This is a genomic window from Streptomyces sp. NPDC001056, from assembly GCF_053598955.1.
Map to the genome: position 1 here is coordinate 117332 of NZ_JBSFLI010000013.1, position 20311 is coordinate 137642.

The 20311-nt window shown below is 71.9% G+C and carries 23 protein-coding genes; 17 read left to right on the forward strand and 6 right to left on the reverse strand.

All coding sequences use genetic code 11. From position 1 onward, the window contains the following. Positions 1-52 precede the first annotated feature (52 nt). Entirely contained in the window at positions 53-2032 is a 1980-nt protein-coding gene (locus tag ACWDD7_RS17820) for a protein kinase domain-containing protein (RefSeq protein ID WP_450457981.1), read from the forward strand. Between the two features lie 17 nt (positions 2033-2049). Here the strand turns inward: ACWDD7_RS17820 and ACWDD7_RS17825 are convergent, their stop codons facing one another. Then, the gene (locus tag ACWDD7_RS17825) at positions 2050-2400 is read right to left on the reverse strand and encodes a hypothetical protein (RefSeq protein ID WP_351864478.1); all 351 of its coding nucleotides are present in this window, start codon (positions 2398-2400) and stop codon (positions 2050-2052) included. Then, a complete protein-coding gene (locus ACWDD7_RS17830) occupies positions 2397-2981 on the reverse strand; it encodes a DUF6232 family protein (RefSeq protein WP_351864475.1) in 585 nt (194 codons plus the stop codon). Before ACWDD7_RS17830 ends, ACWDD7_RS17825 begins: the two co-directional genes overlap by 4 nt. A gap of 280 nt (positions 2982-3261) precedes the next feature. Between ACWDD7_RS17830 and ACWDD7_RS17835 the strand changes: the two genes are divergently transcribed. The 5 genes from ACWDD7_RS17835 to mqnE all read left to right on the forward strand — a co-directional run bounded on the left by ACWDD7_RS17835 (position 3262) and on the right by mqnE (position 8080). Then, complete coding sequence (locus ACWDD7_RS17835; RefSeq protein ID WP_351864472.1) at positions 3262-4713, forward strand: menaquinone biosynthesis decarboxylase; 1452 nt, start codon at positions 3262-3264, stop codon at positions 4711-4713. Continuing rightward, positions 4710-5609 carry a menaquinone biosynthesis prenyltransferase MqnP gene (gene mqnP, locus ACWDD7_RS17840; protein WP_351864470.1) on the forward strand — a complete coding sequence of 300 codons (900 nt, stop codon included), beginning with the start codon at positions 4710-4712 and terminating at the stop codon, positions 5607-5609. The genes ACWDD7_RS17835 and mqnP overlap by 4 nt, the downstream gene beginning before the upstream one ends. Before the next feature lie 105 nt (positions 5610-5714). Continuing rightward, positions 5715-6371 (forward strand): UbiX family flavin prenyltransferase, encoded by a 657-nt coding sequence (locus tag ACWDD7_RS17845; RefSeq protein WP_450457982.1) that lies wholly within the window; start codon positions 5715-5717, stop codon positions 6369-6371. 51 nt (positions 6372-6422) lie between these two features. After that, a complete protein-coding gene (locus ACWDD7_RS17850) occupies positions 6423-6878 on the forward strand; it encodes an Lrp/AsnC family transcriptional regulator (RefSeq protein WP_285562205.1) in 456 nt (151 codons plus the stop codon). 38 nt (positions 6879-6916) lie between these two features. Beyond that, a complete protein-coding gene (gene mqnE / locus ACWDD7_RS17855; RefSeq protein ID WP_351864464.1) occupies positions 6917-8080 on the forward strand; it encodes an aminofutalosine synthase MqnE in 1164 nt (387 codons plus the stop codon). A gap of 139 nt (positions 8081-8219) precedes the next feature. On the opposite strand, the gene ACWDD7_RS17860 is transcribed toward mqnE, so the two are convergent. Further along, positions 8220-9101 carry a hypothetical protein gene (locus tag ACWDD7_RS17860; protein WP_450457984.1) on the reverse strand — a complete coding sequence of 294 codons (882 nt, stop codon included), beginning with the start codon at positions 9099-9101 and terminating at the stop codon, positions 8220-8222. A gap of 73 nt (positions 9102-9174) precedes the next feature. Between ACWDD7_RS17860 and ACWDD7_RS17865 the strand changes: the two genes are divergently transcribed. The 5 genes from ACWDD7_RS17865 (at position 9175) to ACWDD7_RS17885 (ending at position 12318) form a co-directional block, all read left to right on the forward strand. After that, positions 9175-9825, forward strand: a complete 651-nt coding sequence (locus tag ACWDD7_RS17865; RefSeq protein ID WP_450457985.1) for a UdgX family uracil-DNA binding protein — start codon at positions 9175-9177, stop codon at positions 9823-9825. A gap of 16 nt (positions 9826-9841) precedes the next feature. Continuing rightward, complete coding sequence (locus tag ACWDD7_RS17870; protein ID WP_450457986.1) at positions 9842-10369, forward strand: N-acetyltransferase family protein; 528 nt, start codon at positions 9842-9844, stop codon at positions 10367-10369. Positions 10370-10487: 118 nt separating this feature from the next. Next, positions 10488-10787, forward strand: a complete 300-nt coding sequence (locus ACWDD7_RS17875) for a DUF4229 domain-containing protein (RefSeq protein WP_351864454.1) — start codon at positions 10488-10490, stop codon at positions 10785-10787. Positions 10788-10862: 75 nt separating this feature from the next. Next, complete coding sequence (locus ACWDD7_RS17880; RefSeq protein WP_392214624.1) at positions 10863-11513, forward strand: TetR/AcrR family transcriptional regulator; 651 nt, start codon at positions 10863-10865, stop codon at positions 11511-11513. A gap of 142 nt (positions 11514-11655) precedes the next feature. Next, a complete protein-coding gene (locus ACWDD7_RS17885) occupies positions 11656-12318 on the forward strand; it encodes an alpha/beta fold hydrolase (protein ID WP_450457987.1) in 663 nt (220 codons plus the stop codon). 79 nt (positions 12319-12397) lie between these two features. On the opposite strand, the gene ACWDD7_RS17890 is transcribed toward ACWDD7_RS17885, so the two are convergent. Further along, complete coding sequence (locus ACWDD7_RS17890) at positions 12398-12556, reverse strand: hypothetical protein (protein ID WP_450457988.1); 159 nt, start codon at positions 12554-12556, stop codon at positions 12398-12400. 36 nt (positions 12557-12592) lie between these two features. Next, a complete protein-coding gene (locus tag ACWDD7_RS17895) occupies positions 12593-13438 on the reverse strand; it encodes a MaoC family dehydratase (RefSeq protein ID WP_450457990.1) in 846 nt (281 codons plus the stop codon). Positions 13439-13709: 271 nt separating this feature from the next. Here ACWDD7_RS17895 and ACWDD7_RS17900 point away from each other — a divergent pair, with 271 nt between their 5' ends. Both ACWDD7_RS17900 and ACWDD7_RS17905 read left to right on the forward strand, forming a co-directional pair. Continuing rightward, positions 13710-15635, forward strand: a complete 1926-nt coding sequence (locus tag ACWDD7_RS17900) for an AMP-dependent synthetase/ligase (protein WP_450457991.1) — start codon at positions 13710-13712, stop codon at positions 15633-15635. Positions 15636-15842: 207 nt separating this feature from the next. Beyond that, entirely contained in the window at positions 15843-16604 is a 762-nt protein-coding gene (locus tag ACWDD7_RS17905; RefSeq protein WP_450457992.1) for a G1 family glutamic endopeptidase, read from the forward strand. 34 nt (positions 16605-16638) lie between these two features. Here the strand turns inward: ACWDD7_RS17905 and ACWDD7_RS17910 are convergent, their stop codons facing one another. Beyond that, positions 16639-17091, reverse strand: a complete 453-nt coding sequence (locus ACWDD7_RS17910; RefSeq protein ID WP_450457993.1) for an ATP-binding protein — start codon at positions 17089-17091, stop codon at positions 16639-16641. 177 nt (positions 17092-17268) lie between these two features. On the opposite strand from ACWDD7_RS17910, the gene ACWDD7_RS17915 reads away from it, so the two are divergent. The 4 genes from ACWDD7_RS17915 to ACWDD7_RS17930 all read left to right on the forward strand — a co-directional run bounded on the left by ACWDD7_RS17915 (position 17269) and on the right by ACWDD7_RS17930 (position 20172). Continuing rightward, positions 17269-18063 carry a helix-turn-helix domain-containing protein gene (locus ACWDD7_RS17915; protein ID WP_450458029.1) on the forward strand — a complete coding sequence of 265 codons (795 nt, stop codon included), beginning with the start codon at positions 17269-17271 and terminating at the stop codon, positions 18061-18063. After that, complete coding sequence (locus tag ACWDD7_RS17920; protein WP_450457994.1) at positions 18060-18308, forward strand: DUF397 domain-containing protein; 249 nt, start codon at positions 18060-18062, stop codon at positions 18306-18308. The genes ACWDD7_RS17915 and ACWDD7_RS17920 overlap by 4 nt, the downstream gene beginning before the upstream one ends. 152 nt (positions 18309-18460) lie before the next feature. Then, the gene (locus ACWDD7_RS17925; RefSeq protein WP_450457995.1) at positions 18461-19264 is read left to right on the forward strand and encodes a hypothetical protein; all 804 of its coding nucleotides are present in this window, start codon (positions 18461-18463) and stop codon (positions 19262-19264) included. A gap of 113 nt (positions 19265-19377) precedes the next feature. Further along, entirely contained in the window at positions 19378-20172 is a 795-nt protein-coding gene (locus ACWDD7_RS17930) for an AfsR/SARP family transcriptional regulator (protein ID WP_450457996.1), read from the forward strand. The last annotated feature ends 139 nt before the right edge of the window (positions 20173-20311 follow it).

Sequence of the window (20311 nt, forward strand, 5' to 3'; positions counted from 1 at the left end):
CTGGACCGCTCACACTGGTGCCACCATCCTCACATCCCGCGGGGGGAGACAGGTGAACGGGGAAGACAACGGGGTCGAGCCGCTGGACGGTGCGGACCCTCGGCGGATCGGGCCGATTCCGCTGGTGGGGCGGCTCGGGGCGGGCGGCATGGGGCGGGTGTACCTCGGGGTGTACGAGGGCCGCTACGCCGCCGTGAAACAGGTGCTGCCCTCCGTCGTCGGCGAGGACAAGGACTTCGTCCGCCGCTTCGGGCACGAGCTGGACAACCTCGCCCGGCTGCCCGCCGACGCCACCGCCCGGCTGCTCGTCGGCGACAAGGACGCCCGTCCGCCGTGGTTCGCCACCGCGTACGTGCCCGGCCTGACCCTGCGCGAGGCCGTCGAGGCGCACGGCGGACCGCTGCCGGCCGGGTCGCTGTGGCTGCTGCTCCGCATGGCGGCGGCCGACCTCGCGGCGGTGCACGACCTGGACATGGTGCACCGGGACGTCAAGCCGTCCAACGTCATGCTGACCCTCGACGGCGTGACCCTCATCGACTTCGGGGTCGCCCGCGCCGCCGACCAGAGCCAGCTGACCCGGACCGGCGTGGTGGTGGGCACCCCGGCGTACATGTCGCCCGAACAGGCGGCGGGCCAGCGGCCGTTGACCAGTGCCGTGGACGTCTTCGCGCTCGGCTCGGTCGTGGCCTACGCAGGCTGCGGGCGCCCGCCGTTCGGCGACGAGTCCGGGCACGCGGTGCTGTACCGGATCGTGCACGAGGAGCCCGATCTCGGCGAACTGCGCGAGATCGACGCGGAGCTGGCCGAGGTCGTCGCCGCCTGCCTGGACAAGGACCCGGAGAACCGGCCCACGGCGGCGGACCTGGCGGAACTGGCCGCCGGCCGGGCGCCGTCCGCCGAGCCGCTCTGGCCCGCGTCGATCACCGAACTCCTGCGGCCCCGGGCCGAGTTCGCGGCGCAGGTGCCGGAGGTGCCGGAGGTGCCGGAGGCGGGGGAGGCGGGGGAGGAGGCGCGGACGGTGTCCGAGCCCGCGCCGACCGCTCCGGGGCCCGGCGGGAGCGCGCCCGACCCCCGGCCCGCGTCCGAGCCCGCGTCCGAGCCCGTGTCCGAGCCCGCAGTCGTCGTGGGCAAGGGCGGGGCGAAACGGCCCGAACGGAGCCGTCGTACCAAGGTGTTCCTGGCCGTCGTGCCGGTCGTGGTCGTGGCCGGTGCCGCCACCCTCGCCGTGCAACTGGTGCCGTACGTCACCGGCCCCCACCGCGACGGCGCGGCCGGCACGCCGGGTCCCTCCGTCTCCGTGTCGGCCGGTGCCACGGCGTCCGGCGCGTCGGGAACCCCCGAACCGACCGGCAAGGGCTCGGCGTCCCCGGCCGGGGACAAGAAGCACGACAAGGGGGCCGGGAAGGGGCAGGACGGCAAGGGCGCCGACGGCTCGGGCTCGGCCTCCGGCACCGGCTCCGGCTCGGGTGCCGGTTCGGCTTCCGGCGGTGGGTCCGGGTCCGGGTCCGGTTCCGGGTCCGGTTCCGGGGGCTCGGGCACCACCGGCGGAGGGAGCGGCGGTTCCACCGGCGGCACGTCGGGCGGCGGCTCCACCGGCGGCTCCTCCTCCGGCGGCTCCTCCGGCAGCGGCGGCTCCACCAGCGGTTCCGGCGGCTCGGGCGGGTCCACCGGAGGCTCGTTCCGCCTCAAGAACGCCGAGAACGGCGAGTGCGTCACCCAGGTCTACGGCGCCGCCGGCTTCGGCGGCTGCGACGCCTCCACCGCCCGCTGGACCTTCCGCAGCGCCTCCGGCGGCACCGTGAAGATCATCAACGTCTCCACGGGCGCCTGCCTCAGCGCCAACATGAAGGGCCAGAACGTGTTCGTCGGCGACTGCGGCAGCGTCAGCTCCGCGATCCTGTGGCACACCGGCTCCGGCAACACCCTGAGCACCGCGTTCGACGGCGGCTGCCTCGCCCTGTCCTTCGGGAACAACGTCTCCACCCAGACCTGCCAGCCGGGCACGGCCGCCCAGAACTGGGCGAGGACCTGACGCCGCCGCCGTACCCGTCAGCCGCTGATCATCCCGATGACCGCCCGCACCGCCTCGGCGACCGGCTGCCCCACCGTCCCGACCATCGACGCGATCCCGGCGACGGCCATGAGCGCCCGCTGTCGTTCCTGGGCGGGCACGGCCGCGTCGGTGGTCGCCGCCTGCACGGACTCGTCGAGCAGCGCCGCGCTGGACTCCGGCACCTGCGTCCGCAACTCCGCGACCAGGCGCCGGAGTTCGGCGAGCGCCGCGACCAGCGCGGGGTCCTGCGCCGGCTGCGCGCCGCCCATGTTCTTGACGATGCCCCGGTTGTTCTGACCGCCGTACATGTTCACGTTGTCGCCGTAGTGGTAGCTGTTGCCGCTCATGAGCCGATCCCCACGTTTCCGCTGCCGCCGTACATGTTGACGTTGTCGCCGAAGTAGTAGTTCCTGGGCGAGACGGTGAGGCTGTGCACCGTCACCCGCAGCTCGGTGTCCGGGTGTTCGATGGCGTACGAGAGCTGCCCCACGAGCTGGTCCAGGTATCCCCGGTCCGGGCTGGTGACCAGCGCGGTGGACGCGCCCGAGGTCTCCACCGCGAGGACGTACTGCGAGGGCGCGGTCAGGACGCCGAGCATGTCGATCAGGAAGAAGATCTCGGCGAGGGCGGTGACGATCCATACGAAGCCGACGTAGCCGGCCGCGCCGGACCGCCCGTCCGACCCGCCCAGCGCCAGCACGGGCAGGCTGGGCAGCATCACGAGCATCGCGACGGCGATGGCCCCGGCGCTGTACCGCAGGAACCGCAGCACCGCCTCCTTGCGCTTGGGGCGCAGGTCGAAGGAGTAGACGCGGGCGATGTTGGCCAGCGGGTAGACGGCCCTGCCGATCCACAGGATGCGCTTGCTGACCCGCAGGTCGATCATCTGCGGCGCCTGGTGCGGCGGGGGCGCGGGCACGTCCGGCATGGGAGGCGCGGAGGCCGGCGCCGGGGTGGGCGGCGGGCCGGGCGGTGGGCCGGGCGGCGGGGTGGCCGGAGTGGGTGGTGGGTCCTGCGCGGGGCGTTCGGGCCCCTGGCCGTACTGCATCTGCTGTCGTCCCCCAGAGGTCGGGCAGAAGTGACTGCTCGGTGACTGACCATTAAGGCGAGCCGCGCGCGGCACTGGCAAGGGGTTGAGCACGCCTCGTCCGGCCGTGGGCCGGGCCCGGTGGCCGGGTCCGGGTGGGCCGTGGCAGATACTGGGACGCATGGCTTACGACGATCTTCGCTCCCTGCTGCGGGCCCTGGAGCGCGAGGGAGACCTCAAGCGCATCAAGGCCGAGGTCGACCCCTACCTGGAAGTCGGGGAGATCGTCGACCGGGTGCAGAAGTCCGGCGGCCCGGCGCTGCTCTTCGAGAACGTCAAGGGCTCGGCGATGCCGCTGGCCATGAACGTCTTCGGCACCGACCGCCGACTGCTGAAGGCGCTGGGCCTGAAGTCGTACGGAGAGATCTCCGACAAGATCGGCGGGCTGCTGCGGCCCGAGCTGCCGCACGGCTTCGTCGGTGTGCGCGAGGCCTTCGGCAAGCTGGGCGCGATGGCGCACGTGCCGCCGAGGAAGATCAAGGAAGCGCCGGTGCAGGAGGTCGTCCTCCAGGGCGACGACGTCGACCTCGACCGGCTCCCCGCGCTGTTCACCTGGCCCGAGGACGGCGGCTCCTTCTTCAACCTGGGCCTGACCCACACCAAGGACCCCGAGAGCGGCATCCGCAACCTCGGCCTCTACCGCCTCCAGCGCCACGACAAGCGCACCATCGGCATGCACTGGCAGATCCACAAGGACAGCCGGAACCACTACCAGGTCGCCGCCCGCCGGGGCGAGCGGCTGCCGGTCGCCATCGCCTTCGGCTGCCCCCCGGCCGTCACCTACGCCTCCACCGCGCCGCTGCCCGGCGACATCGACGAGTACCTGTTCGCCGGGTTCATCGCGGGCAAGCGGATCGAGATGGTCGACTGCAAGACGGTCCCGCTCCAGGTCCCGGCCAATGCCGAGGTCGTCCTGGAGGGCTGGCTGGAGCCGGGCGAGATGCTGCCCGAGGGCCCCTTCGGCGACCACACCGGCTTCTACACCCCGCAGGAGCCGTTCCCCGCGCTGAAGATCGACTGCGTGACGATGCGGAAGCGGCCGCTGCTCCAGTCGATCGTGGTCGGCCGCCCGCCGACCGAGGACGGCCCGCTCGGCCGCGCCACGGAACGCTTCTTCCTGCCGCTGCTGAAGATCATCGTGCCGGACATCGTGGACTACCACCTGCCCGAGGCCGGCGGCTTCCACAACTGCGCGATCGTCTCGATCGACAAGAAGTACCCGAAGCACGCGCAGAAGGTCATGCACGCGGTCTGGGGGGCGCACATGATGTCGCTCACCAAGCTGATCGTGGTCGTGGACGCGGACTGCGACGTCCACGATCTGCACGAGGTCGCCTGGCGCGCCCTCGGCAACACCGACTACTCCCGTGACCTCACGGTCGTGGAAGGCCCCGTGGACCACCTCGACCACGCCTCCTACCAGCAGTTCTGGGGCGGCAAGGCCGGGATCGACGCCACCCGCAAGTGGCCGGAGGAGGGCTACACGCGCGACGGCGGGTGGCCGGAGATGGTCCTGTCGGACCCGGATACGGCGGCCCTGGTCGACCGCCGCTGGAAGGAGTACGGCCTGTGAGCACGGCCGCCGCAATCCCCCGGCCGGGACGCACCAAGGCGTTCCTGCGCCTGGTGATGATCGAGCACTCGGTCTTCGCGCTGCCCTTCGCCTACATCGCCTCGCTGACGGCGATGTTCGAGCTGGACAAGAACATCCACTGGGCCCGGCTGCTGCTGGTCACGGTCTGCATGGTCGGTCTGCGCACCTTCGCGATGGCCGTGAACCGGATCATCGACCGGGAGATCGACGCCCGTAACCCGCGCACGGCCCACCGCGAGCTGGTGACCGGCGCGATGTCGGTACGGCACGCGTGGACGGGCGCGCTGGTCGCGCTGGTGGTCTTCCTGGGCGCGGCGGCGCTCCTGAACCCGCTCTGCCTGGCCCTCGCCCCCGTCGCGGTGATCCCGATGGTGGTCTACCCCTACGGGAAGCGGTTCACGAACTTCCCGCAGGCCATCCTGGGGATCGCCCAGGCCATGGGCCCCATCGGCGGCTGGCTCGCGATCTCCGGCAGCTGGTCCTGGGACGCGGTGATCCTCGGCCTCGCGGTCGGTGTCTGGATCGGCGGCTTCGACCTGATCTACGCCTGCCAGGACGTGGAGACCGACCGTGCGATCGGCGTGAAGTCCGTCCCGGCCCGCTTCGGCATCCCGGCCGCCATCCGGGGCGCCCGCGCCTGCCACGCGATCACCACCGCGCTCTTCGTCTGGTACGCCCTCGCGACCCACGCCGGAGCGTTCTTCTGGCTCGGCCTGGTGATCGTCGCCGGGGCCTTCCTCTACGAGCACAGCATCGTGCGCCCGCACGACCTGTCCCGGCTGAACCGGGCGTTCTTCAGCGTCAACGGGTTCATCGGCATCGCGCTCTTCGTGTGCGCCCTGCTGGACCTGCTGGTCCGGGGTCTCACGGCCTGATGACGCCGGACAAGGGGCCTCGGCCCGCTTCTTGCGCCCACCCGGCCTGAGCCCGGGTGGGCGCGCCGGTACGCTCAAGGTGTGAACGCAGGAGAAACGCGGCGCGTGCCTTGGATCGTGGGGGTGTCCGGTGCTTCCGGGACGCCGTATGCGGCTGCCGTGCTGCGGGCGCTGCTGGGGGCGGGGGAGGCGGTGGACCTGGTGGTCAGCCGGGCCTCCCGGCTGACGCTGCTGGACGAGACGGGGATCTCGTTCCGGGACGCCCACTGGCAGGACGACCTGCGGGAATGGCTGGCCCGTGGCGCCGACGGCAAGCCCGGGACCTTCGATGTGGACCTCAGCGGGGTGCGGTACTGGAACGCGGGCGACCTCGCGGCGGGACCGTCGTCGGGGTCGTACCCGGCGAAGGGCATGCTGATCGTGCCCGCCTCCACGGCCTGTGTGGCCGGGGTCGCGCTGGGGCTGTCCAAGGACCTGCTCCAGCGCACGGCGAGCGTCACACTGAAGGAACGCCGCACCCTCGTCGTCGCCGTGCGGGAGACTCCCCTGAACGGTCAGACCCTGCGGCACCTCGTCGCCCTGGACGACGCCGGCGCCTCGGTCGTCCCCGCCTCGCCCGCCTTCTACGCGGGTGCCACGCACATCCAGGATCTGGTGGACTTCGTCGCCGGGCGCGTGCTGGACGCGGCGGGCGTCGAGCACGGGCTGTACCGGCGCTGGAGGGGCGAGCTGGGCGGCGGCTCCGCCCGTCAGCAGCAGTAGCGCCGTTACCCCTCATCACTCAAGAACTCTTCAGCGGAAGGCTTCGATCGCATGGACGCGGTGGACAGGCAGCTCATCCAGGCCCTGAGGGAGAACGGCCGGGCCTCCTACGCGGAGCTGGGGCGCCTCGTCGGCCTGTCGGGCCCGAGCGTCACGGACCGCATCAACCGGCTGGAGGCGGCCGGGGTCATCACCGGCTACCGCGCCACGGTCGACGCGGCCTCGCTCGGTCTCGGCGTCACCGCCCTGATCGGCATCTCGCTGTCCGACGCGGCCGACCACGAGGACGTGGCGCAGCGGCTGCGGGACCTCAAGGAGATCGAGGACTGCTGGTTCATCGCCGGCGACGACTCCTTCATGCTCAAGGCGCGCGCGGCGGACGTGGACGGCCTGGAGCGGATCATCCGCCGGCTCAGCGGGACGAAGGGCGTGTCGCGGACCCGTACCACCATCGTGCTGTCCACGAAGTGGGAGAACCGGGTCGGGGAACTGCCGGAAGAGGTCTAGGGATACCGTAGGCCGAGCTGTCGTAGAAAGGTGTTGGCATGGACGTCGGGCTCAAGCGCGAGCTGGAGGAGAAGGTCCGCTCCGGTGAGCGGCTGACCCGCGAGGACGGCATCGCGCTGTACGAGTCGGACGACCTGGCCTGGCTCGGCGGGCTGGCGCACGAGGTGCGGACGCGCAAGAACGGCGACGTCGTGCACTTCAACGTCAACCGGCACCTGAACATGACGAACGTGTGCACGGCCTCCTGCGCGTACTGCTCCTTCCAGCGCAAGCCGGGGGAGAAGGACGCGTACACGATGCGGATCGAGGAGGCCGTCAAGCTCGCGAAGGCGATGGAGACGGAGAACCTCACCGAGCTGCACATCGTCAACGGCCTGCACCCGAACCTGCCGTGGCGCTACTACCCGCGCTCGCTGCGCGAGCTGAAGGCGGCGCTCCCGAACGTCTCCCTCAAGGCCTTCACGGCGACGGAGATCCACCACTTCGAGACGATCTCCGGGCTGTCGGCCTCCGAGATCCTGGACGAGCTGATCGACGCGGGTCTGGAGTCGCTCACCGGCGGGGGCGCGGAGATCTTCGACTGGGAGGTCCGCCAGCACATCGTGGACCACCGGACCCACTGGGAGGACTGGTCCCGGATCCACCGGCTGGCGCACCAGAAGGGTCTGAAGACCCCGGCCACGATGCTCTACGGCCACATCGAGGAGCCGCGCCACCGGGTGGACCACGTCCTGCGGCTGCGTGAACTCCAGGACGAGACCGGCGGCTTCCAGGTCTTCATCCCCCTGCGCTACCAGCACGACTTCGTGGACATGAAGGACGGCAAGGTCCGCAACCGCCTCCAGGCGCGGACGACGATGGCGACGGGTGCCGAGGCCCTGAAGACCTTCGCGGTCTCCCGCCTGCTGTTCGACAACATCCCGCATGTGAAGGTCTTCTGGGTCATGCACGGCGTCCAGACCGCGCAGCTGGCCCTCCAGCACGGCGCGGACGACATGGACGGCTCGGTGGTGGAGTACAAGATCACCCACGACGCGGACAACTACGGCACCCCGAACAAGCTGACCCGCGAGGACCTCCTGGAGCTGATCCGCGACGCCGGCTTCCGCCCGGTGGAACGCAACACGCGCTACGAGATCATCCGCGAGTACGACCCCGCCGACCCGGCACGCCGGGACTCCCCCCAGCCGATGCGCATCTGACGACCTCTCGCCCGCCACCCGCCTCGGTCGGCCGGCGGGTGGGCGGTGGCGGTCCGGCTGGCGCGAGTGGCCCGCCCCGAGGGACGCGGGAAACCGCGCGACCAGCCACGACCGGCCCGTGCCCCGTGACCGCGCCCCCTCAACTCCGGCTGGGTGACGGTCCGTACGCCGGCTCGCAAGGAATCGGCCGGCCGGTGTGCGCGTCGAGCACGACCCGATCGCCGACGGGCCGCGCGAGCTTCACCGTCACCTGGCGCAGCCTCGCCTGCTTGGTGCAGTCGCCGTGCTCCCGGTTCTCGACGGCGCCGGAGAGCACGACGCTGCCTGCGGTCTCCAGGACGGTCACCACGGGCCCGTCGTCGCAGGCGCCGTCGAGGGCGATCACCGTCACCGAACGCCCGTCCGCGGCGATCCGGACCACCCGGGCGAGGGGAAGCCCCGGGACGCCGCGGCTCCACCCGATCGGCGGCCGGGGGAGCGGTGACGCGGTGACGGCGGACCGCTTGAGCGGGTCCGCGTAGCCCTCCAGGGAGAACAGCCAGGCAGGGACCACCGCCGGGCCCCGGCTGGTGGCCACGGTCATCCGGCCCGGCTTCGCACCGGTCACGGTGAGGTGCGGCTTTCCGTCGGCGCGGCCCCCCGCCAGGGCTTCGTACGACTCCGCCGCCCCCACCATCGGCCGCGCGACCGACCCGCCCCCGACCCACGTCACCCGTCCGTTCTTCGGCCCGGCACCGGGCAGCGTGCCCCGCAGGACGACGGCGTGGTCTCGAAGGGCCTCTTCTTCCGCCCGGCTCCGCAACCCGCCCCGCGGCAGCTGGACCACGTCCCCCATGGGGTGATAACCGGCCCGCCACGCGGCCGCGGCGGCCGACCCGTCCCACGCCTCCGCGACCAGGGCGGCCCGGCGCGCGGACGCCTTCGCGTCGTCACCGGCGCCCTTCTGCCCACCGCAGCCGGCGACGGCCGCCAAGGCCACCGCTCCGAACAGGCTCACCGAGCGCAGTGCCCGTACCCGCATGGGACCCCCCGAAAAAACGTCCTACCCAGAGCCTCCCCGTTCGCCTTCCCCCCCACACGGGTACCCGGCGGACATGCCCTCCGCGACCACCCCCGAGGACGCCTACACCGCGGCCCCCTTCGTTCCCGACCGCGGTGGGCTCGACGCGTTGCGCAGGGCGGCGGCCGACTGCCGGGGCTGCCCCCTGCACGGCCCGGCCACCCAGACCGTCTTCGGGGAGGGGGACAAGGACGCCCGTGTGATGTTCGTGGGGGAGCAGCCCGGTGATCAGGAGGACCGCCAGGGCAGGCCGTTCGTGGGGCCGGCGGGGCGGCTGCTGCACAAGGCGCTGGCGGAGGCCGGTCTGGACCCGGCGGAGGCGTACGTCACGAACGCGGTCAAGCACTTCAAGTTCGCGCGGACCGAGCCCCGCAAGCGGCGGATCCACCGCGCCCCGACCCTGCGGGAGATGACCGCCTGCGCCCCCTGGCCGGCGAGGGAACTGGCGCTGGTCGAGCCGGAACTGGTCGTCGTCCTCGGCGCCACCGCGGGCAGGGCCCTCCTCGGGTCGTCCTTCCGGGTCGGCCGGGTCCGCGGCACCGTCATCGAGCGGGAGCTCCACGGCCGCCCCGAACGCCTCCTCCCCACCGTCCACCCGTCCTCGGTGCTTCGCGCGGACGACCGCGACACGGCCTACCAGGGTTTTCTCGCCGATCTGAAAATCGCCGCTCGCATCCTCGGGTAATGGATAAGATGCGTCAGTGTCCCTTACTTTCACCCTGGAACCCCCCATCACCCCCGTCCTCCGCGACGGCCTCCTCGACCTGTGGACGGACGTCACGAACGCGGGCGGTGCCGTCGGTTTCGTCCCGCCGGTCCGCCGCGAGGAGATACGGCCCGAGCTGGTGCGCCACCTGGTGCGGATGGCCGAGGGTCACACCCGACTCCTCGTCGGCCAGGACCCGCACGGCACGCCGGTCGCCGCCGCGTTCCTCACCTCGAACCCGCAGCACCTGAACGCGCACTGGCTGTCGCTGTACTCCGTGATGGTCCACCCCCGCCACCAGGGCAAGGGCTACGGCCGCGATCTGCTGGCCGCCGCCGAGGACGCGGCCCGCGCGACCGACGGCATCGAGGCGATCCGCCTGTCCTGCCGGGGCGGCCACGGCCTGGAGCGGTTCTACGCCTCCTGCGGCTACAAGGAGGTCGGCCGCGTCCCCGGCGCCGTACGCGTCGCGCCGGACGACGACCGCGACGAGATCTTCATGCTGCTGTCCCTCGGGCGCTGAACGCCCGGCCGGCCGGGCCCCCGGCCGCCGGACCCGCCGCCGACCCCGCTGCATGATCGCCCGTGACACGTGCTTCACTGGACGATGACCCCTTTTGGAATCGGACGAGTGGATTGAGATGCTCCGCTACACGCTGATGCGCCTCGGTATCTTCGCGGGCTGCCTCCTGGTCGTCTGGGGAGCCGTCTACTCCGGCATCTTCCCGCGCGGCTTCGGCGCCTCCAACGGCCTGTGGGTGCTGCTGCTCGCCCTGGTCATCTCGGCGCCGATCAGCTGGGTGGTGCTGCGCAAGGAGCGGGACCGGGCGTCGATGCAGGTCGTGGGCCGCGTCGACCGCATGAAGGCGAACCTGGAGGCGAACCGCAGCCAGGAGGACGTCGCCGACGACAGCGCGCGGGCGCAGAGCCAGCCGTCGTAACCGACACCCACCGTCCCCCGGCCAAGATCGCCGAAGGCCGGATGACGGACCCGGCATCCCTCTAGTCTTGCCCTCATGAGTGGCGGCAGGACCAAACGGATGCCGAGGGCGGAGCGCGAGCGGCAGATGCTCGACGCCGCCGTGAAGGTCATCGCCCGGCACGGGTACACGGCCGCGTCGATGGACGAGATCGCCGAACTGGCGGGCGTCTCCAAGCCGTTGGTCTACCTCTACCTCAACTCCAAGGACGACCTCTTCACCGCGTGCATCCGCCGCGAGGCCGCCGCCCTGACCGAGGCCGTCCGCGCGGCGGTCCGCCCCGCTCTTCCCGCCGACCGCCAACTCTGGGACGGCGTCCAGGCGTTCTTCGCCTACACCGCCGAACACCCCGACGGCTGGACCGTCCTCCACCTCCAAGCCCGCACCCACGGCCCGAGGTTCACCGCCGAGGCCGACGTCATGCGCGCGGAGATGACCGCCTTCGTCACCCGCCTGATCGCCTCGGCCGCCCACGAGTCCCCCCACTCCCGCGACCTCCCCGCCGACGAGATCGAGGGCCTCGCGACGGCCCTGATCGGCGCGGCGGAGTCCCTCGCGGACTGGGCCAACACGACCGAGGGCATCACCGCCCCCCAGGCCGCCGCCACCCTGATGAACTTCGCCTGGTCCGGCCTGGGCGACCTGATGTCGGGCAACCGCTGGGCGACCCCGGTCGGCCTGCCCTGAGACGGACCTCGCGCGTGCGAGGCGGCGCTCGGGCATCACGCGGCGGATTCTGGTGGTCGGCATGGCCCGGCATGATGATCTGGAGCGGTGGGGAGCCGCGGGAGCGTGCCTCGGTGCCGCGGCCGAAGAGAGGGGGAAGCCCATGGCGACGTTCGTCCTCGTGCCCGGTGGCTGGCACGGCTCGTGGTCGTTCGAGGCGGTGGTTCCGCTGCTGGAGCGCGCCGGTCACACCGTCCACGCCCTGACCCTGACCGGTCTGCGGCCCGACGACGACGAGGCGACGGTCGCGGCCGCCAACCTCGACACCCATGCCGACGACGTACTGCGCCTCCTGGACCGCGCTCGCCTCACCGGCGCCACGCTGGTCGGCCACAGCTACGGCGGGATGGTGATCTCCGCCGCCGCCGACCGTGCCCGCGGCCGGGTCTCCCGCCTGGTGCATCTCGACGCCTACGTGCCGCGCGACGGCGAGTCGTGCTGGTCGGCGACCACCGAGCGCTACCGGCAGGCGTTCATCACCGGCGCCGCGACCACCGGCTACTCCGTGCTTCCGCCGGCCGGCGGCGATCCCCGCCGCCGCCCCCATCCGCTCGCCTCGTTCACGCAGACGATCCGGCTCACCGGCGCCGTCGACCAGGTGCCCCGCCGCGAGTTCGTCTACTGCTCCGGATGGGAGGACCGCACCCCCTTCACCGGACTCCGCACCCGGCTCCAAGCCGATCCGGACTGGCACGTGCACGACCTCCCGACCGGCCACAACGCCATGCGCGAGGCCCCGGACGCCGTCGCCGCACTACTGACGTGAGCGGCCGTGAGCGAAAGGGCCGGCCGCTACCGCCCCGCCGACGTGGAGGTGCCGGAGCCGTGGCGGTCGTCGGCCTTTGTCAGGAGCGGGCCGGATCGCCGCCCGTCGCCCGCCGGCGGCGGCCCAGGAAGACGGCGAGGGCGATGCCCACGATGTCCGTCAGCCCGTAGACGTGGATGGGCAACGGGCCCAGGAAGAAGCCGTTCACCGAAGGCGAGGGGATGGCGGCGAGAGGCATGCGGTCGAGGGGACGCGGGCCGGGTCCCGGCGGGCCCTACGGCGCCTCGCCCACCGTTCCGGACAGGTGCAGGCGGCCCTCGGGGCCGCGCAGTTCGAACTCGCGGCCCTCCGACCCGTACCGCACCACCCCCGGCAGCGGCACCGGCGCCCGGAACTCCACCCGGACCAGGGAACCGTCGGGCACCTCCCCGTACGCCGCCAGGCACCGGGCCGCCGTCCACATGCCGTGCGCGATCGCCCGGCGGAAGCCGAAGAGGCGGGCCGTGAGGGCGGTGAGATGGATCGGGTTGCGGTCGCCCGAGGCGGAGGCGTAGGCGCGGCCCAGGTTCCCCGGCACCTCCCACTCCTCCAGGCAGGGGAGGGGGCTCGCCGCCTTCGGGGGAGACGGGGGCGTGCCCTCACCCGCCGTCCGGTGCCGGGACAGGTACGTGCTGCGGGACTCCCACACCAGCTCGCCCGCCAGTCGCGCCTCCGTCACCACCGTCGCCTCCGTCCCGCGACGGTGCGGGGCCAACCCCGAGACGTACACCGTGAGTTCGTACGACCCCGAGACCGGCAGCGGCGCATGGCGCACGGCCTCGATCGACGTGTGCACCAGCCCCGGCAGCGGGAGCGGGAAGTCGCGCGTGCCGAGCAGCCGCATGGCCAGCGGGAAGGCGAGGACATGGGGATAGGGGAGGGGCAGGGCGGCGGCCGGGACGGGAAAGGCGCACAGGCGGGAGTAGGCCGACAGGCGTGACCCGTCGGCGCGGGCGTCCCGCAGGACCAGGCGGGTGCGGGGGTACGGCGCCCCCGGCGACGGCCGTTTGCGCAGGGAGCGCACCGCGCCGGCCAGCAGCACCGGACCCAGGGCCGGCGGCTTGTCGAGGACGGTCGACATGAAACCCCCTGGGGACGGGAACAATTTCTTTACGCGGTAGTAAAGTTACCGCAGGTAAGACCAGGTGGGCCAGTGACGGAAGCTGCGACCGCCCCGCACGGCCCCGTCCCCGGACCACCCCCGGACCACCTCCGGACCGTCCCCGGAACCGCACAAAGCCCCCACAACGGGCCCGTACGATCACTCGCCTGACCGGCGGTAACACCTCAGCTCGTTCACCGCGCGCTCCGGCCGCCGTTGATCGCCTCGCCGTACGCCCGAGGAGCCCCACGTGTCCCCCCACCCCCACAACTCCCCTGTGTCCGCCGTGGACTACGACGGCAGACCGGTACTCGTCGCCCCCGGGACACGGCGGCTCGACGGGGCCGTGCGGGAAGCGGTCGTGCCGCCCTTCGCCGCGCCGGTGACCCATGGGTCGCTGGCCGACCTGCCGTTCGACAACGCCGCCGAGGACCCGGGCGCGGTCGTACTCAGCCGCAAGCTCCCCGGCGGCCACTGGCAGGACATCACCGCCGCGCGGTTCGCCGAGGAGGTGCTCGCGGTGGCGAAGGGGCTGATCGCGGAGGGGCTCGTGCCCGGGGACCGGATCGCGATCATGGCGCGCACGACGTACGAGTGGACGCTGCTCGACTTCGCCGCGTGGGCCGCGGGGCTCGTCACCGTCCCCGTCTATCCCACCTCCTCCGTCTTCCAGACCCGGTGGATCCTGCACGACTCCGGCGCCGTCGCCCTCGTGACGGAGACGGCCGCCCAGGCCGCCGCGCTCGGGCCCGAACTGCAACACCTGCCCGGTCTACGGCACTTGTGGGTCATGGAGAAGGGGCACGTGGAGCGGCTCGCCGACGCGGGGGCGCCCGTGCCGGAAGGAGAGGTCGGGGTGCGGCGCGGCATGCTCGGGCCCGCCACCCTCGCCACCCTCGTCTACACCTCCGGCACCACGGGCCGCCCCAAGGGCTGCGCCCTGTCGCACGGCAACTTCTTCGCCGAGGTCGACAACGCGATCGAACTCCTCCACCCCGTCTTCAAGCAGCACGACAACGACCCCTCCGTGCTGCTCTTCCTCCCCCTCTCGCACGTCTTCGGACGCATGGTCGCCATCGCCTGCGTCCGCGCCCGCGTCCGCCTCGGGCACGCGCCCAGCCTCAAGGCCGACGACCTGCTGCCCGACCTCGCCGCTTTCAAGCCCACCTGCCTGCTGACCATCCCCTACATGCTGGAGAAGATCTTCAACTCCGCGCGCGCACAGGCCGAGTCGGGCGGCCGGGGTGCCGCCTTCGACCGCGCCGCCGCCGTCGCCCGGCGCTACGGCGAGGCGCTCCAGGCCGGCCAGTCCGGCACCGGCGGCGGGCCCGGCCGCGCGCTCAAGACCCAGCGCGGCTTCTACGACCCCCTCGTCTACCGACGTATCCGTGCCGCGATGGGCGGCCGCGTCCGGCACGTCATCTGCGGGGGCTCGCCGCTCGGGCGCGGCCTCGCCGCGTTCTACGCCGGGGCGGGCATCGAGATCTACGAGGGGTACGGCCTCACGGAGACCACCGGCGCCACCACCGTCACGCCGCCGCTCAAGCCCCGTCTGGGCACCGTGGGCTGGCCGCTGCCCGGCACCCGGGTGCGGATCGCCGCCGACGGGGAGATCCTGATCGCCGGTGACCATGTGCTGCGCGGCTACTGGGACCCGCAGGCCGGCGGCGTCGTCCCCGTCACCCGCGACGGCTGGCTGCACACGGGGGACCTGGGCGAGCTGGACGACGAGGGCTACCTCACCATCACCGGCCGCAAGAAGGAACTCCTCATCACCTCCGGCGGCAAGTCGGTCGCCCCCGCCCCGCTGGAGGACTGGCTGCGCCAACACCCCCTGATCTCCCAGGTGATGCTCGTCGGCGACGACCGCCCCTACGTCGCCGCCCTCCTCACGCTCGACCCCGAGGGCATCGTCCACTGGCGGCAGATGAACGGCAGGCACCCGGTCCCGCCGGAACTCATCGCCGACGACCCCGAGTTGCGGGCCCTCCTCCAGCGCGCCGTCGACGACGCCAACCGCCTCGTCTCCCGCCCCGAGTCCATCCGCCGCTTCACCGTCCTCCCCGTCGACTTCACGGAGGAGGCCGGGCATCTCACCCCCTCCATGAAGCTCCGGCGCCGGCAGATCCTGGCGGACTTCGGCCGAGAGGTGGAGGGGCTGTACGACCGGGCGTGAGCGGTCCCCGGGCTTCGCCTTCCGGGCAATATCACCGCCAACACGCCTTTTGTAGCGGGCACTTGGCAGGAGCTTTGCTGTGAAAACCCGGTAGCCGGGTGACAGCGGACCGCAGATTGACTGCACACTGACAAGCACGGGCGCACGTCTCCCCCCACTGGTGGCCGCCAGTCACGTCTGCACCGCGAGTCAGCGAGAAGGAGCAGCATGTCTGCAACGATCCGCCTCACCGCCGCCACAGCCGTAGCCGCCGCCGTCCTGTCCGCCCTGGCGACCTCCCCCGCGGCCGCCGTCGCCGCGCCGGCGCTGCGCATGACCCCGGTCAGCGGGCACCTCAGCGGCCACCACATGGTCGGCGGCATCAGGAACAGCACCAGCTCCAACTGGGCCGGCTACGCCGCGACCGGCACGACGTTCACCAGCGTCTCCGCGAGCTGGGTGCAACCGGCGGTCAGCTGCTCCAGCGCGACCACGTACTCCTCGTTCTGGGTCGGCATCGACGGTGACGGCAGCAACTCGGTGGAGCAGACGGGCACCGAGGCGGACTGCTCCAGCGGCCGGGCGGTCTACTCGTCCTGGTACGAGATGTACCCCGCGTACCCCGTCAACTACAGCAACACGGTGAGCGCCGGTGACCACTTCACCGCCACCGTCAGCCGCAGCGGCAGCACGTACACGCTCACCCTCTCGGACACCACCAGGGGCTGGACGAAGACCACCACGAAGACGCAGAGCGGCTTGTCCAACGCCTCCGCCGAGGTCATAGCCGAGGCGCCGTCCAGCTCCACCGGTGTGCTGCCGCTGTCGAACTTCGGCACCGCGAGCTTCACCGGCGCCACGGCCAACGGCCAGGCGATCGGCAACTACTCGCCCGACAAGATCGACATGGCCTCGGGCAGCACCACCAAGGCCACGACCTCCTCGCTGAGCGGCGGGGAGAACTTCTCGGTCACCTACAACCACAGCTGATCCGCGGCTCGCTTCGGCGGGGCGGTCCCGGGCGCTACGGCGTCCCGGGACCGCCCCGCTTTTCGGGTGTCAGCGGCAGCTCGGCCCACACCGTCTTGCCCACGACGCGCTCGCGCACGCCCCAGGTCCGGGCGAGGGCGTCCACGACGATCAGACCCCGGCCGTGCTCGTCCCACGGCGCGGCGCGGAGGGTTTTCAGCGGCCGGTCGCCCCGGGGGTCGCTCACCTCGACGCGGAGCGTGTCCGCCTCCGGCAGGAGGGCCAGGCGCAGCTCGAAGTCCCGGCCGGGTACGCGACCGTGGGTGACGGCGTTCGTCGCGAGTTCGGAGACGAGGAGCTGGGCGGTCTCGTTCGGCTCGCTGTCGTAGGAGTAACCCCACTCGGCGAGCGAGGACGCGGTGAGCCGCCGGGCCAGTCGGGCGCCGCGGGGGGTGGCGCTGAGGCGCTGGACCAGCTGAGGGAGGGGGGTGGAGATTTCCAGATTCACATCACCGAGCGTGGCCGGTTCTCCCTACGCTGACCAGGAGGGGCCCGGCGACTCTGCGTAGTCGTACGGGTGCGAGTCGGTGCGTGTACGGAATGGGCGGAGGGCGGAGTGGTAGCGGAGCAGGAGCGGCGGCCGGAGACACCCGGTGAGGAAAACGGGGCGGCGGGTGTCTTCGCCATGGTGGGCAGGCAGTTGAAGTTACTGCGGGAGCGGGCGGGGCTCAGCCAGTCGGAGTTCGGGGCACTGGTCGGCTACGGCCCGGATCAGATCTCGGCCATGGAGCGGGGGGTACGGACCCCGAGGCCGGAGTTCCTGATCAAGGCGGACCCGATCCTCGGCGCCAACAGGATGCTGATCGCGGTCATCCCCGACGTGGAGGAGGCGATGACCAGGGCACGGACGCGGCATCCCGAGTGGTACCGGGATTACGCCGGCCTGGAGGCGCTGGCGGTGTCTCTGCACGACTACAGCACGATGGGTGTCCTCGGTCTGTTGCAGACCGAGGATTACGCCAGGGCGGTGTTCACGCAGAGGTATCCGCCGCTGGATGAGGAGACGATCGAGAAGCGGGTGGCCGACCGGCTCTCGCGCCAGCAGATCTTCGAACGGTGGCCGCTGCCGGAGTTCAGCTTCGTCATGGAGCAGGCGGTCCTGGAGCGACCGATCGGCGGGCCCGAGGTGCACAAGGGGCAGCTTCGCCACCTGCTGCGCATCGGCCGCATGCGCAACGTGCAGTTGCAGGTGATGCCCACAGGCCGTGAGGTGCATCCGTCGCTGGGCGGCCCATTTACCTTGCTTATCCCGAAGGGGAAGGAGCAGGTTGCATACATGGAGGTCCAGGGTCACCCCAAGCTGATCGCCGACCGCGAGGAGGTCCGCCTCCTTGCTGCTCGCTATGGGATCATCCGGGCGCAGGCTCTCAACCCCTACGAGTCCCTTGAGTTGATCGAGGAGATGCTGGAAAAGCGATGACCATAGAACAGTTGAACTGGTTCAAGTCGAGCTACAGCGACGGTGAGGGCGGCCAGTGCGTCGAAGCCGCCTACGCCTGGCGTAAATCCAGCTACAGCAGCGGCGAGGGCGGCGATTGCCTCGAACTCGCCGAGCACCCCACCGCCATCCACATCCGCGACTCCAAACAGCCCACCGCGCACGTCACCATCCGCCCCGCCACCTGGGCAGCCTTCCTCACAGTTGCCCAAGTACGGGCGAGGTGAGCCGTTGACGGGTCGGCGGGGCGGTGGGACGAGTACCGTACGGGGCGTTCCGTCCGCAACCAACCGCTGGGGAACCGTCCGGGACCGGATCGGTAACGCCCGCTCGTAGCCTGCCTTTCCCCCCTCGCCGACTTCGTCATCCGAGCAGAGGTATGAAAGAAGACAACGACGTCAGCCGGATCTTTCTGCTGAACCCGGACCCGCGCCTCCTCAGCGAGGCACACCGGGCCGGTGTGCACGTGCGCTCGGCCCGCGTCGACCCGCACGACGAGTCCGCGCTGCGGCCCCTCCTGGACGAGGCCGAGGCCGCCGGGCTCTTCGTCAATCCCGCGCGCGCCCTGCGCCTGCTCGCGGACGTGGACGCCGTACAGCGCCTGGTCCGGGACAACCGGCTGTCGCCGGACGCCGGCGCGGTCTCCGGCGCGCCCCGGCTGACCGTGGAGACGCTGAGCGTGCACGGGATGCACCAGACCGTGGGGATCACGGCCCGGACGTCGTACGGCCTGCTCTCCCCGGCCCCGCTGACGGAGGACACCGCGGCGGAGGTGCGGGCCGTGGTGACCGCGCTGCTGGACCTGACCGGGTACCAGTACGGTCCCGCCCACACCGGCGTCACCCTCACCCGGCAGGGCCCGGTGATCACCGGCTGCCGGGCGGGCCTCCCGGACGATCCGATTCCCGAGCTGCTGAAGGCGGCGGGGGGATTCGATCTCGCCGCCGGAGCCCTACGGGTCCTGGCCGGGAAGCTCGTGGAGGCGGTACGGCCGGAACGGTTCGCCGCGGCGGTGGAATCGAGCCGGCCGCCGGGTTCCGCGGCCATGCTGCCGGATGTCCGGTTCGTGCCGGGCCCCGGAGCCCGCCGCCCCGGGCACTTCGTCGTCTGCGCCGACTCCCCGGCGGGCGCCGCCCAGCGGGTCACCTCGCTCGGCGCGCCCGGCGCGGGCGAGGCGAGCTGACCCCGGTCCGGGGAACGGATCGGTAACGAACCGGTACGAGTCCGTCCCACTGTTGATACGTCGCCGGAAGAAGGACGACGACGCCAGCGACGTCAACAGGAGGCGGAGCAAGGATGCTGAAGTTCTCGATCCTCGGGGCACTGCAGGTCCGTACCGTGTCCGGGCCGGCGGAGATCTGCGGCGACCTACAGCGGACCCTCGTACAAACGCTGCTGGTCAGCGAGGGTCAGCCGGTTTCCGGGGAGAGCCTGGTCGAGGAGATGTGGGGTGAGGCCGCGCCGGACAACCAGGCCAACGCCCTCCAAGCGCACGTGAGCAGGCTTCGACGGAAGCTGAAGGCCCTGGAACCGGGGCGTCCGGTATCTCGGGTGACGATTCATCCCTCCGGTTACCGGCTGACCGTGGACGAGGACGAAGTGGACGCCGCCGAGTTCGTGCGGACCGTGCGGGAGGCCGAGTCGGCGTCGCCGTACGACGCGGAGGGCACCGCCCGGATGCTGGGGCAGGCGCTCGCGCTGTGGCGGGGGCCGGTGTTCGGCGGGTTCGCCGGCGGGCCCCTGTGCCAGCTGGCCGGGGCGCGCTACGAGGAGTACCGGATGCGGGCGATGGAGCTGCGGTTCGACGCCGAACTGCGGCTCGGACGGCATGCGGCGGTGCTCGCGGAGCTGGCCGAGGCCCATACCAACCACCCGCTGCGCGAACGGTTCTGTGAGCAGTTGATGGTCGCCCTGTACTGCTCGGGGCGGCAGGCGGACGCGCTCGACGTGTTCCGCCGGATGCGCCGCCAGCTCGACGACGAACTGGGCATCCAGCCCTCGCCCGCGCTGCGCCGGGTGGAGAGCGCGATCCTCCGTCATGATCCGGCCCTCCTCGGCGATGCGCGTTCGGCCCTCCTCCAGATCGCCTGAGGTGGTTAGCCTGTTCGCCAGGACCGAGGAAGACCCCAGGTAGCCGGAATCGCCTCCTCCGTGCTGCTCGTTCGGGTACAACCTAGGGTGGTCCCGAACATCTCGGGCCGGGCGGTGCGGCGGGGGCGGAGGGGACGGG

Excerpts from the sequence above, each read along its gene's own strand:
- ACWDD7_RS17825 (WP_351864478.1), bottom strand. The coding sequence starts at position 2,400 with ATGAGCGGCAACAGCTACCACTACGGCGACAACGTGAACATGTACGGC.
- ACWDD7_RS17860 (WP_450457984.1), bottom strand. The coding sequence starts at position 9,101 with ATGCGGGTACGGGCACTGCGCTCGGTGAGCCTGTTCGGAGCGGTGGCC.
- ACWDD7_RS17830 (WP_351864475.1), bottom strand. The coding sequence starts at position 2,981 with ATGCCGGACGTGCCCGCGCCCCCGCCGCACCAGGCGCCGCAGATGATC.
- ACWDD7_RS17890 (WP_450457988.1), bottom strand. The coding sequence starts at position 12,556 with ATGCCTCTCGCCGCCATCCCCTCGCCTTCGGTGAACGGCTTCTTCCTG.
- ACWDD7_RS17880 (WP_392214624.1), top strand. The coding sequence starts at position 10,863 with ATGAGTGGCGGCAGGACCAAACGGATGCCGAGGGCGGAGCGCGAGCGG.
- mqnE (WP_351864464.1), top strand. The coding sequence starts at position 6,917 with ATGGACGTCGGGCTCAAGCGCGAGCTGGAGGAGAAGGTCCGCTCCGGT.
- ACWDD7_RS17925 (WP_450457995.1), top strand. The coding sequence starts at position 18,461 with ATGAAAGAAGACAACGACGTCAGCCGGATCTTTCTGCTGAACCCGGAC.
- ACWDD7_RS17915 (WP_450458029.1), top strand. The coding sequence starts at position 17,269 with ATGGTGGGCAGGCAGTTGAAGTTACTGCGGGAGCGGGCGGGGCTCAGC.
- ACWDD7_RS17930 (WP_450457996.1), top strand. The coding sequence starts at position 19,378 with ATGCTGAAGTTCTCGATCCTCGGGGCACTGCAGGTCCGTACCGTGTCC.
- ACWDD7_RS17875 (WP_351864454.1), top strand. The coding sequence starts at position 10,488 with ATGCTCCGCTACACGCTGATGCGCCTCGGTATCTTCGCGGGCTGCCTC.
- ACWDD7_RS17920 (WP_450457994.1), top strand. The coding sequence starts at position 18,060 with ATGACCATAGAACAGTTGAACTGGTTCAAGTCGAGCTACAGCGACGGT.
- ACWDD7_RS17835 (WP_351864472.1), top strand. The coding sequence starts at position 3,262 with ATGGCTTACGACGATCTTCGCTCCCTGCTGCGGGCCCTGGAGCGCGAG.
- ACWDD7_RS17865 (WP_450457985.1), top strand. The coding sequence starts at position 9,175 with ATGCCCTCCGCGACCACCCCCGAGGACGCCTACACCGCGGCCCCCTTC.
- ACWDD7_RS17850 (WP_285562205.1), top strand. The coding sequence starts at position 6,423 with ATGGACGCGGTGGACAGGCAGCTCATCCAGGCCCTGAGGGAGAACGGC.
- ACWDD7_RS17895 (WP_450457990.1), bottom strand. The coding sequence starts at position 13,438 with ATGTCGACCGTCCTCGACAAGCCGCCGGCCCTGGGTCCGGTGCTGCTG.
- ACWDD7_RS17905 (WP_450457992.1), top strand. The coding sequence starts at position 15,843 with ATGTCTGCAACGATCCGCCTCACCGCCGCCACAGCCGTAGCCGCCGCC.
- ACWDD7_RS17885 (WP_450457987.1), top strand. The coding sequence starts at position 11,656 with ATGGCGACGTTCGTCCTCGTGCCCGGTGGCTGGCACGGCTCGTGGTCG.